The organism is Gimesia sp. (assembly GCF_040219335.1).
Classification (GTDB): Bacteria; Planctomycetota; Planctomycetia; order Planctomycetales; family Planctomycetaceae; genus Gimesia.
The window spans coordinates 299,197-312,115 of the sequence record NZ_JAVJSQ010000004.1 but is presented as its reverse complement, the minus strand read 5'-3'; the positions used below and the strand labels follow the sequence as shown (position 1 = coordinate 312,115).

General features: G+C 49.9%; 5 protein-coding genes. All 5 read right to left on the bottom strand.

From position 1 onward, the window contains the following. Window positions 1-5: 5 nt before the first annotated feature. Window positions 6-1,529, bottom strand: a complete 1,524-nt coding sequence (locus tag RID21_RS02255) for a mercuric reductase (RefSeq protein ID WP_350186985.1) — start codon at window positions 1,527-1,529, stop codon at window positions 6-8. A gap of 31 nt (window positions 1,530-1,560) precedes the next feature. Next, window positions 1,561-2,313, bottom strand: a complete 753-nt coding sequence (locus tag RID21_RS02250) for a TVP38/TMEM64 family protein (RefSeq protein ID WP_350186984.1) — start codon at window positions 2,311-2,313, stop codon at window positions 1,561-1,563. A gap of 109 nt (window positions 2,314-2,422) precedes the next feature. Then, window positions 2,423-3,799, bottom strand: a complete 1,377-nt coding sequence (gene rho / locus RID21_RS02245) for a transcription termination factor Rho (RefSeq protein WP_502892601.1) — start codon at window positions 3,797-3,799, stop codon at window positions 2,423-2,425. Window positions 3,800-5,152: 1,353 nt separating this feature from the next. Then, window positions 5,153-6,001, bottom strand: a complete 849-nt coding sequence (locus RID21_RS02240) for a M48 family metalloprotease (RefSeq protein WP_350186982.1) — start codon at window positions 5,999-6,001, stop codon at window positions 5,153-5,155. A 98-nt stretch (window positions 6,002-6,099) separates the two neighbouring features. Next, complete coding sequence (locus RID21_RS02235; protein ID WP_350186981.1) at window positions 6,100-12,750, bottom strand: ThuA domain-containing protein; 6,651 nt, start codon at window positions 12,748-12,750, stop codon at window positions 6,100-6,102. Window positions 12,751-12,919 lie beyond the last annotated feature (169 nt).

The window sequence follows — 12,919 nt, the reverse complement described above, 5'->3', positions numbered from 1 at the left end:
GAGCTTTAACGTGTCCATTTCAGCCATTTCATTAAAAGGGACTTTAGAAATGGGGTAAGACGAGTGCGATTAAACTGATCCCCGATTTTACGAATCGCTTCCGCCTGAGTTGGATAAGGGTGAATCACGCTGGCTAACTTTTTAAGACCAGTCCCACTCTGCATGGCCAGGGTGATTTCAGAAATCAAATCACCCGCATGTGCTGCGACGATCGTAGCACCTAGAATCTGATCTGTCCCCCGTTTGACATGGACCTTCACAAAACCGGCGGTTTCATTATCCAGGATCGCTCTATCGACGCTGTCCAACTTCTGGATAAAGGTGTTGACGGGAATACCTTTTTCTCTGGCTTGATGCTCATAGAGTCCCACATGTGCTATTTCTGGATCGGTATAAGTGCACCATGGGACGATCAAGCGACTGGCTTTGCTTCTGCCAGGAAATAACGCATTGCCAATCACCAACCGAGCCTGGAAATCAGCGTTGTGGGTAAACTTTAAGTGAGAGCAGATATCCCCTGCACCATAAATATCCGGATTTGTGGTCTGCAGGTAGTCATTGACGATCACACCGGTTAGTGAATTGTATTCAACTCCGGCTCGTTCCAGTTCAAGGCCTTTAACATTAGGAGTTCTTCCGGCTGCAATCAGGATTTCATCGACTTCCAGCTTGATTGTCTGCCCTGACGTTTCAATCGTCAGGAGTTTTTCCTGTTCGTTCTCAGAGACCAGAGAGGTGTTGGCATTGAAGACGAGTTTAACACCATCTCGTTCCAGTTGCTCCTGAATTATTTGGGCAGCGTCTTTATCTTCCTTGGATAGAATCTGACCATGAGATTCGATGAGTGTGACCTGCGAACCAAAGCGGGCAAAGGTCTGTGCGAGTTCACAGCCGATCGGTCCGCCTCCGATGACTGCCAGTCTGGATGGAAGCTCTGTCAGGGAGAAAATATTCTCATTCGTCAGGTAATCGATTTCTTTGATTCCGGGAATGTCTGGGACCGTGGGGTGGCCTCCCGTTGCGATCACGGCCTTTTTGAAGTTTAGAGTCTGTTTACCAACTTCGATTGTTTTGCGGTCAAGAAAACGGCCTTCACCCAGAAAAACATCGACACCCAGTTCCTGAAAACGACGGGCTGAGTCGTGATGGCTGATCTCGGCTCTTAATTTCCGCATACGCCGCATCACATCCTGAAAATTAACAGAGGCGGCTTCGGGGGCCAATTCGATCCCCAACTGTTTTGAATTTAGAACTTTGTGTATAGCTCTGGCAGAAGAGATGATCGCTTTCGAGGGGACACAACCAGTATTCAGACAGTCTCCCCCCATGAGAGTTCGCTCAATTAACGCGACTTTCGCTCCCAGCCCCGCTGCCCCCGCCGCTGTTACCAGACCAGCGGTCCCGGCTCCGATGATCACCAGATTGTAGCGTCCGCTGGGGGTAGGATTGTTCCAGTCGGCGGGATGAACCTCTTTGGTCAGATTCTGATTGAATTCATCATCGGGAAGTAGCTGAATACGATCGGTCATACTCGTTTTCTCTGTCCTGAGTCAGAATGTTTTATTTGCGTTGTTGAAGGCGTTGAGCGATGAGTTTTACCAGAAACGGAAAGGTGCCCAGTAAAATGAATGCGAATATGAGTTGAGGCGTCAGGATGCCTTTCGCGCCGTGTTCAGACAATTCCTGCAGAGTAGGAAAGCTGGTACCAGCATAAACGAAGACGGCGGTCCCGGGAAGCATGCCTGTCTGGCTCACCCACCAGAAGGTCGAGATCCGGATTGTCGTCAGGCCCATAACGACATTAATCAGGAAGAAAGGAAACGCGACTACGAGTCGCATGAAAAAGAGGTAGAAAGCACCCTCTTTTTCAAACTGCTGATTGATCTGCTGGAATTTATTCTGGTAACGGGATTGAATCGAAGCTCGGAATAAATAGCGGCTGGTCAAGAATGCCAGGGTGGCACCTGTTGTGGAAGCAAAACTGACCAGAACCAGTCCTTTCCAAAGTCCAAAGAACCAGCCATAGGTCAGCGTCAGTGGCACTGCCCCAGGTAAAGAAAGCCCCGTAATCCCCGCATAGATCAAATAGGCGATCAGGTAAATGGAAACCGGATGCTGATCTGCAAACTGTTTCCAGTAACTTTCCTGGGAAGCGAAGTATTCCAGTGTCAGCCCGTCCCGGAAAAAATAATATCCCAGCCCGATGATGCAAGCGAGAATCAGAAATACCAACAGTCGAATATAACCAATTACAGGCTGATGCTGCTTAGATTGATGATCAGGCTGTTCTGGTTCAGGACCCGCAGCGTTCACCTGGAAGATTCCCTCTGATCTAAAGAGGTTGGCTTGACGACTCTGACCCCGATCGCAATGCCTATATATCGAACTGCACTGACTTTTAAAGTCCGTCAATGCCGGTCAACTAGAGAATCGCCCGGATCTTTTCCAGAAACTCTTTATTGGTTGGGAACTTCTTGAGCGTGCTACTCAATTGCTCCATGGCTTCAACTGGATTTAAAGAGATCAGACTTCTACGAAGCATGGTGACCCCTTCGAGTACTTCCGGTTCGAGAATTTTTTCTTCGCGTCGCGTCCCGGACAGTGTGATATCAATTGCTGGGAAGATACGTCGGTCGGAAAGTTCCCGGCTGAGGACCATTTCCATATTACCGGTTCCCTTAAATTCCTGGAAAATCACTTCATCCATCCGGCTGCCGGTATCAATCAGGGCTGTGCCCAGAACTGTCAGCGAACCACCTTCATCAAAGCGGCGGGCGGTTCCAAACATTTTCTTGGGAATGTCCATTGCTTTCACATCCAGACCACCACTCATGGTTCGGCCCGTATTCCCAACCCATTTGTTGAAGGCACGAGCGGTTCGGGTGATACTGTCCAGCAGAATGAAGGCATCTTCACCGGCTTCCGCCAGACGCTTGCCTCGCTCGAAGATGAGCTGGCTGGTGCGGACATGGCTTTCAACATCCCGGTCCATTGAAGAGGAAATAACCTCGCCTTTAATGGAGCGTTCCATTTCGGTTACTTCTTCAGGCCGCTCGTCAATCAGCAGGACCATCAGGCGGATTTCAGGATGATTCTTACTGACGGCTTCAGCAATATCCTGGAGCAACATTGTTTTACCGGTTCGAGGAGGTGCAACAACGAGAGCACGTTGTCCCTTTCCGATAGGAGTCAGGAGATCCATCACCCGCATCGTGATCGGCGTGGGGCCCGTTTCGAGTGTGATCTGCTCGAACGGGTTAATCGGCGTGAGCTCATCGAAAGATTTGATTTCCATGTACTCTTCGATAGTGCGCCCATCGATGGTTTCGATGCTCTTCAGTCGGGGGCCCTGTCCTCTGGTACCGGGACCAACTTCGCCCCGAATCAGAATACCTTCACGCAGATTGTGTTTTTCAATCAATGAACTGGAGACAAAAGCATCAGAATCCTGAGCTTTGTAATTCACCTTGGGATCCCGGATAAATCCATATGCTTTAGGGTGCAGTTCCAGAACACCTTCAATGACACCTGTGACATTTTCATTGGCGGCAGGTGATGTAGAGCGGGATCGGCGTTGCTGGGGTTTGGCACCGGTACGCGACCGACCTCCCCGGTTGTTACCTGAGCGACCACGATTGTTCGCTCCCTGCCCCTGGTGTCCCTGAGCATTGGGGGTATCTGATTTTCTTCTCCGTCTCCGGCGGCGACGATTGCCTCCTGATTTATCGCCTGAGCGATCATTATCTGTCTGGTTGGCGCTGGGCTCGTCGTCTATGGAATCAGCAGGAAAATCAGACATGTTTTCATCTTCTCTTTCAGTGTCTGCTTTAGTAGAAGAGTGAGGGTTTTCGAAAAGCTCGAGGTTATCTTCTGCCTTACGATGATATTCATCTTGCAGAGATTCAGTTTTGCTTTGTTCAACCGTTTCCTCGGCAGGTTTTTCCGCTTTTTTGCGTGTCCTGGTAGTTTTTCGACGGGTGGTTTTTGGTTTATCTGAAGTTTCAGAACTCTTTGCAGCCATACAGAAACACCAAATGATTATAAAGAAGTAACGAAGTAATTAGAGACACAACTACGGCACTCACATGACACGACCAGCTCGATACATGGTTTCAAATCAGACCACTGACAGCGCGAAGCTCACAGGGAGACTGAAAAGTAGCTGGCATTCTTTTGAATGTGCCGATCCTTTTTTCAGCGGAAACCGACTCGAGTCAATTCTTACTAATATGACCTGGTCTTGATCTCATGAAGAAAGATTCACACTGGGAAATCGTTCGCCCGCTTGAGGACTCGGCCGTCTTGGCCTGTTATTTTCCCATATTAGGAGGGTCATCGCTTTGGATCTTATAAAGAGATGAGGCCCTGGCGTTGAGAACAGCGAACTTGCAATGTCTGTTGACTCAAGCCTCTGTTAGGTGATGGTCTTGCCGATATCCTTTCAGGCAAAAATTATGGTCAAAACTGATACTAGAAATTCAATCGTTTCTTATGAACTCCGTCAACCGATAAATGGTTGCTAATACGGAACTTTTAAATGTTTTACTTGTGAGACAATCTCACTTTATTTCGTCAGAGGACTCCAGTGAATTGGGAGAATAAAATAGATCCAATCCTTGAGCCAGCTTGCTGTTTCGAAAATAAATCAACCCCCCAGGGTTGAATCATTGGTCGCATCTCAGACCTACAGAAAGCAAGGCTGTTCTGCCTCAGGGCAGATACGCAAAGTCTCTTAAAGTGCATCCAGAAAGAGAAAAACTTTCAAGAAGAAGCATCCCCGAGCAAATCGGGAATAGTGCTGTTGAGGAACTGACGACCCGCTGGTAACGACTCAACTCACTTAAAAGCCAAATTGGTAACCAGTGAAATTAAATACTCACCGGGTGCTGGAAATTTGATCTCAAAAAGCGGGAGAGATCCTCAGTGAAAATAACGGCTTACCAGAGATTGCTTGGTTAGTAGTGTTTATCAAAACCTACATGTATCGTCAATACTAATCGGTTTGGAAGCCAAGTCTGTTAACATCATAACTTATCGTCAATTAAAGTCAATTGACTATTCTGTTTCTGACGAATGTTTTGTTCAGTCAGGTTGGAATGCAGTAATTATTCATTGGTGAGCCCATTTGTTCCTTTTGAAATAGACTCCTTATTTAAGGTTCCAGATCGTCAGGCAATCCTTGGGGATAAGTGCGTTGGATATAATCACGAATACGCTGGATTCGATTCCCCGGGTCGGGATGCGTACTTAAAATTTCCGGTTGCCTCCCTCCCCCTGCAGAGCGTTTCAGAATCTCCATGACCCCGGTCATGGCATATGGGTCGTAGCCTGCCATGACCATGAGTTTGATCCCCCAGCGGTCTGATTCCAGTTCGTCGCTGCGACTGTATTTCATATTTACCATGGAGCCGATCATTTGTGCCATCTGGGCACTGCTGACGTCCCCGCCCGCCACGCCTGCGGCTCCCACCAGCCCCTGCGTGAATTCCTGTTGGGCCATGTGCTGTGCTCCATGCCGCGACAAAACATGCCCCATTTCATGTCCCAAAACTCCTGCCAGTTGTCCTTCGGTTTCAAGTTGTCGAAACAAGCCGGCGGTAATAAATATCTGCCCCCCAGGTAAGGCGAAAGCATTGATTACCTGGTTGTTATTGAGCAGGTGGAAGTCAAATCGGTAGGGGTTGCTGCGCCCCTGTTTCCTCAATGACGCATTCAGACTCGCCAATAGTTTTTCACCCACTCGATCAACGTATGCCTGTGCTTCCTGATCCGGATGCTCGCCATGATGCTGATCCAGAATCGCGGGGAGAGCCTGCAATCCAAGTGCAATTTCCTGTTGCTCTGTTAGGGCGACCCGCTGGCTTTCACCAGTGATCTCATTGACATCGGATTTCATCAAAAACGAAATCAATGAGAACAGCGCGATCCCGGCAGCGACAACCAGTCGCAGTTTCAGAGAAGAATCATGCGATCCATGTCCCGTACGTATATACCGCGGCATCGAAGGTAGTTCCTGAATACATACATTAAAATAAAGTTGGAAGTGAGAAGAATTTTAACATGCAGTTAAAAAAAGACATCTGAGATTAATAAAATATTTCAGTCGGAGCGCGGGGCTATCGAATAGCTCTGTGAAGGCTCTTCCAGGCTATGGATATAGTGCCAGATGGCCTCAAACTGTCGTCGGGCATCACCGTTCAGAATTGTGGAAATCTTTGTAGTTGCTCCGTCTGCGGAAAGCTTTGGCATTTTGGTTGAGATGTCAAATCGAGGAGGATCAAGGACGAATCGATGATAATATTCCGGAGTCAGGCGTTCGCGAATATGTACAAAATTGATTCCGGGAGCGATTCTGGTTTTCTCATCTCCCGAAGGTTGCAAGTCCCCTATGCCATGGCACTGACGACAGTCCAGTGCCTGCCTGGTGGTAAGCTGCTTACCCGTATCAATCAGAGTCTCATGCTTTGCCTCTAGTCTGGAGGCAAGGTGGGAGTTAGTTTTTGAAGGGATGCCATGTTCCTCTCGGAGTCCCGTAGCCAGGAGATGAGCCTGTGCTGGGAATTGAGGCATACGGGATTTCAGCCAGGGACGGGGACGCCATTTGATTTCGCCAGCCAGAAAAGATTCCAGCCATCCCGATTTCAGTTTCTCCCCCGCCCAGGTCAGAGATGGTAAGGGGTCTGGCGGTAAGCCGGACTCTCCCTCATCAACGACAATCATGGCCCGCGGGCTCTGGATTGTATCGCGGTGATGACAGGCGACACAGTTCAATTGTTTTGTCCAGCGATCTGAGATTTCGGAGAAGTTCCTCTGTTGTAAGGATTCAGTTCCAAATTGCAGGAAGGCTTGGATTGACTCTTTTTCAACTGAAGTGAGACTGAATTTGGGGATTCCAGGAGCGATTTCATTCTGTTTTGACAGACAGCCATTCACAGTTGGCTGGCTGGTCAACACAGAGCGTTTGAGGGTGAGTGGCTGATCATCTCCCTGCAGGGAGCCGTGGCAGCGGGCACAGCCCAGCGTCTCATAGTATAGTTTTTGTCCCCGTTGTGCCGATCCAGCCGGAGGGATCATGGCGCTCGGGATTTTGCCTTCCGAACGCTCGATCAGAAAAGCCGATAATTCTGCTGACTCAATTGGTGATAATCTAAAGTCTGGCATCCTGCTCCAGGGGTGGTGGAGATGTGGTAACTCTAAAAAACGAGCCAGCTGTGAGTGACTGAATTTTCGTTTGATTAATGCCAGAGAGTGTCTCTGGTATTCGTCGGCTTGGGGGTTATCTGTATTGAAGTGATGGCAGTTGATACACCCCAGTTCCTCGAAGCGTTTCGCGCCTGATTCTACTAACTGCTCAGGGCCTGAAGCGTCCGAGTTCAGGGGCAACCCGGGTTCGGAACGAACAGGTTTAGTAGCCCGCGACACAAACCAGGCAGTTAGGTCTGCTGCCTGCTGAATCGTCTGTTTTGAATCTTGAGGGCCTAACAGGTGAGGCATGCGGGTATCTGGTTTCAAGCTGTGGGGGTTACGTAGCCAGTGAAATAGCCAGCGTTTACTGATCCGGTTTCCGATATTATCAAGGTCGGGAGGAGACTGGTTAAGTTCAGGCATCCTCGACACAGATTGCACTGACGACAACTGCTCGGAATCAAAGGTAAAGACAGTTGGGTTTTTCTGGTTAACCCCGTGACAGGTATGACATTTGAATTCTGCGAATAACGCCCGCCCTGCCCTGATCTGTCGCATTTTCTGCAGCAGCCGATCATCGCTCAAATGAGTTAGAATCGTGGGAGGCACGGGTTCGGTGGCAAACTGAGAACCCTGCCAGAGAATTCGTAAATGGGCGGTTCCGTCTGACGGACTCTGGTAATCCAGGTGAATCTGGTTATAGCCTTTTTCCAATGTGACTGCAGCGGGTGGGGCTTGTTTAAGGTCAACTCCTTCTGCTTTCAGAACAGGTTTCTGATTGATTACCATGCGACAATTCCCACTGCCTTCCATACTGAAATAGTACTTTCCGGACAGGGGGACCTGCAGCAAACCTTCCGCTGTGGCTGAGAATGTTCCGGGTTTAAGAAAAGGGGTGACCGGTTCGTTCTCATTGACTGATAGGGCCAGCATGCGGGATGAGCGTGCGTCTTCGTTTATCTCTGATGTGGCATTCTCCTGGTGGAATTTCCAGAGAATACCTGGTTTCAACTGCTGGCGCTGCGTGAGTGTCAGCAATCGCATTTTCTTACGACGAGTCAGCTTCTCCGAATCCATTTTCTGTGTGGATACGTTGTTGATTGTATGATAATAAGTTTGTTTCAGGTCTGTGCCTGTCTGTGAAGTAAGATGGTAAGAGATACCCATCTGCATTACTGGTTTGACGGACTGGAGTTCGAGGAAGACAGTCCGCTGATCGGGCAGCAAAGTCGCAGAAAGTACTTCCACTTCATCCCGCCCTTCAACCTGTGGGGCGGAGACTCGGTATTCCGGGGAACCGTAATTTTGAGACCAGAGGTAATTCCACTGCTGAATTGCATAGTTGTCCGGATTCTCTGCTGTATTACGTTCCAGTGCATTTGAAAATGTCAGAGAGATCCCGTTCTGCATCGTTTTGACAGCGACAGGGAGATCGACAGGCTGACCCGTGTAACGCACGCGCTGCAGGCAGCCATCTTGTACCGCATTGGTCACCCAGCCTTTCATTCCGCTGACATAGAGTTGGCCATCCCGGGGGCTGAATCGTCCCCGCATAACGCCTGAATCAAAATTCAAAGGGAGGATTAAAGTGCCCCCCTGGGATTGCCCCTGGATTACCTCTCGAAGTGTCAGCATGAGTTTGCTCTGACCATAAGAAAGGTGCAGCAACTGGTTTTGGAGAGGCCCCCACTCACGACTGGTGACCCAGACCTGGCCGCCGCTCGAATTGTCCTGCAGGCGAGGGATCCAGCATAACGGCTGATCGTAGCCCAGCGGACGTTCTGACGTGATACGTGGGCCGCCATATCCGTAGTATCCCCCTGGACTGATTTCGGTGATGTTTGAGGCGGGAGTCCAGTTACCTTCCTGGTGAGAGGCTGTGATGATATTGCCGGGCCCGATTCCCATCCCGTTAGGATTACGGAAGCCGGAGGCGATACTATTCAACTGGCGGCCATTCGAAGAAACCTGCATCGCTCCCTGTTGGGCATGCATGAAATAAAAATTGCCGAAAGAGTCGGTCTCCAGGCAGGTGACGTAATCATGGCCTCCGGGCGATGTGGAGTACTGATTGTGAAAGCATTCATAGAAGTCTGCCTCGTCATCCAGATTCTGATCGTGCAGGATCGTAATCTGATCCCGTCCCAGCACATGAATTTTATTCTGGACAACTTTGAGCCCCAGGGGCTGAAACAGTCCGGTGGCGAATCGTTTCCACTTCAGGTTTTTCAGGTCGTGGGCGATCCCCTTCACCAGCCAGACATCCCCATGTACGGTGGCAACAGCCAGGTCCCCATTATCCAGGAAGTCGTGACCACTGATGAAAAAGAGTGCCCGATAAGGATTTTCAAAGGGGATGGAAATAGTGTCCACGACATAGGGAGCGTCATCCGTGCTGACCACCCCTTGGGTTCTCAGGAGTTCATTCCATCGGGACGGCCCCGGGATGAGCAGTGGCTGTAAGGAACACGAAGTCAGACTGGGAGTGGGGTACTTCTGCTGAGTATCCTGAGCAGTATTGATTTGATAGAAGATGGTGAAATGCTGTGTAGATTTCCGGGGTGGAATTTCAAAGACCGCAGTTTGCGTTTTTGCATTGTCGATGATTCGGGGCTGGATTTGGTCCCAACCGTCACATCGAATGGTAAAGGGAGACTGAGGATCCTTGGAAATAAACAGCCGGCTGCCGCCAGGTACTGTTTTCACCTGACTGGCGTCCGCAATGTGCAGTTGCAGACTTTGGTTACCCGGCCCGATTTCAAATGACCGGGTAAAACAATGGGTGCCTTGATTCTTCTGCAGCCAGGGGGACTCGTAAACAGTCGTCTCACCGATTTGATATTCGAGCGTGACATGGTCCCGATTGACGTGTGAGCCGAGAAAACGACAGGGGTATTCTGGACTCCAGCCGGGACCCTCCTGCGTCGAAAAGTGAATCGTTCCTTCCGGAGCCGGGGCCCGGATCAGTCCGAAACGCTCCGGATATGGTTTGAGGAAGCCCCCTGTCCAGATACCACGCAGTTTACAATGCCTGGTATCATAACAGGCGGTCCCTGTCTGCTGGTTACCGACCCGGATTGAGAGTCCCTTCTTAACGGGACCTGAAGGGAGAGGGACAATACTGGCCAGCCAGTTACCTATGTCTGTCTGTTGCCAGCGGTTGTCCTCAGTCGCCTGGACTGGCTGTTCAAAGCCGACCGATTCTTTGCCCCAGTGATCACGGGCTTCTTTTTTTTTAACTGGTGCCTTTTGAGAAACCTGAGTTCTGGTTTCCAGAGGAATGAGCTTACCTGAGGCTTTTTCAAGTGTGCTTAAGTCTTTGCCGATCTCATCAAATGAGATCAGAATCAGAGTTTCGGCATCTATTTCGAGAGGTTTGGGGGGCACCTGTGTGAAATCACGCGCCCCTTTGGTAATCCGTAATTCATCCAGCAGGCCGTCACTAAAGATTGACTTCTCCACCAGGCCGCCGATCCGAAGATTCCCCGAGGCGATCTCTGTTTGTTTTGGAGCAGGAAGTGAAGCTTCGAGTTCTCGTTTACCATCGACAAACAGTTGAATCCGGTCAGGTTCCAGGATCATGCCCACGTAATGCCACTTCTGATCACAGATATTAATCCTGGTTTTGTATTCACCTCCCTGCCCCGGGAGATACACGCTAAAGAAACCGCTGCGGGCATAAGAATACATCTCCCAGTGGGCCGGGTTGCTCTTCTTGCTGGAGGCGAGGAAGACATTAAATCCTGATTTCGAATTCAACTTGACCCAACAGTCAGCACTCAGATGTTTCGATTTATGAATTGTTTTAGCGGGAATGGAGATCGAACCTGCATTGGTATTGAGTGCCTTTCCCCACTTACCCTTACCAATCAGTGAGATTGTTTTGGGGCTGGTTGGTTTTTTCGGGGGACGTTCGAGTTCGTGTATGTCTCTCCCCGCTGCCCAGGCTGTCGCCCGTCTCAGGATTTCACAAGCTTCGAAGGTGTCGTACGTTTTTTCACTGTGCCCCAGCAGTGTCTGGAAAATGCGTCCCTTGCCGTAGTGATAGGTCCAGGCCAGCGGCTCACGTTTTCCGGTTACCTTAGATTTGGCCGAAATGATAGGTTCAACGGGCTCCGTGCCAGCCTGTCGAAAATAGAGTTCGTCGGTTACGGGGAATTTCTGCAGATTGTGCGTCAGCGGGTGAGAGTCATCGGTGATCAGCACTTCAAAATTTCCGAACGCATCGTGGCCGCTTTTCTGTTCCCCTTTTCCGTCATGGTTCCAGACCCGCCTGACGATTTTACGATACTCCGGCCAGTCAGATTCTCCCGCTTTGGGCAGTGAGAAATGAAAGGCGCCGTTGGAGAAGTGAATCAGGACCAGCCCCCCTCCTTTCTGGAGGTAATTCATAAAGGCGGTTCGCGACGCCTCACTTAATGGGGTTCCGTCGTGCCAGTTCGTATAGTTTTGAATGATGACCTGGTAGTCTTGCAGAGGCTTTTGTGAGAGATCTTCAATGTCATTTGAGACATCGACCTTGATACGAGGGTCCCGCTCCAGTAGTTGTTTAATCGCAGGAGTTGTTTTTTTCCAGTTATGCCAGGTGTGCGCTTCATTGCCTGCGAACATCAACACGCGAATCGGGCGATCATCCACAAACGCAGGTGTTGTCCCCTCGATTCCTGTGAGGGCCGAGGTGATTTCCGCATGCGTATAATAGCGTGCTTCGACACCCTGTGCCGGGACTGATGCTTGCGCTGTCCAGGCAATCGCGTTGAGAATGAATTTGCGAAACGCAGCGTTCTGCCAGTTATCATAAAAGTGGCCGCAGGTGGTCCCGAAACCACGTCCTCCATTTTCACGTTCTTTTGCCCAGGCGACGACATTCCCCTGCTCTGCTCTGCCTTGCAGGGCCGGAACTTCCATCAGCGGTGTCAGTCGCGGGTCATTCTGCTGAAACCGGAGATTGAAGTAAAACTCCTCGCGCATTTCAAACGGCTTGACTCCACGACAGATTGGATGCTCTGCATGAGAAAGTACGACGGGGGCTTGCAAGGTTTTAATGGCAGAATACCATTTACGGACCCCGTTCTCCTCCCAGTCAAAATAGCCCCCTGACCAGTTTTGGATCTGTTTTGAGTACTGGTCCGGTGCGAATGTCGAGAAATGAAAGGTCAGAAAGCCACAACCTCGGTCGATCTGTCTCTGAATCTGCTGCAGGTGCTCGTGGTTTGCAAAGTGAGGGGCTTCGGTAAATTTCTCACCGTCCCGGCCATCGGAAATGACCATGATGGTGTCTGCGTCATTCAGAGTGGCGGGATTTTCAGGCCAGCCATCAAGATGATACTCAACACGAACCTGATCCTGTATATTGGAATTGTCCAACATGACTTTGAGTAACTTGACCGACCAGGGATAGTCGTGGATTCCATTTCCCACGGGCCCATGGCTTTTGGGGCCGGCGATCAGGACCACTTTCTTCTTGTGAGTTTTTTCCACCAGTGACTCAGTGGCTTCGGCAATGGTCGAACTGGAAAACAGACATACGCAGAAAGTGAGAATGAGTGCTCGATAACAGGTCACGATAACTGTTCCTCTGGTTTTCTAAGCTGGCCCTGGCAATCCCATGCGGGACAAGTGCCAGAAATTATCGGGTGACGTTCATGGAACTATCCCAAATTCTACAGCGAAGTTATGGAAAAGACTTTCGTTACAGGAGAAGATTATTCGTACCTCTCTGGAATTGTTTTCC

Coding starts and splice junctions, on each gene's coding strand:
- RID21_RS02255 (WP_350186985.1), bottom strand. CDS start 1,529: ATGACCGATCGTATTCAGCTACTTCCCGATGATGAATTCAATCAGAAT.
- rho (WP_502892601.1), bottom strand. CDS start 3,799: ATGTCTGATTTTCCTGCTGATTCCATAGACGACGAGCCCAGCGCCAAC.
- RID21_RS02240 (WP_350186982.1), bottom strand. CDS start 6,001: ATGCCGCGGTATATACGTACGGGACATGGATCGCATGATTCTTCTCTG.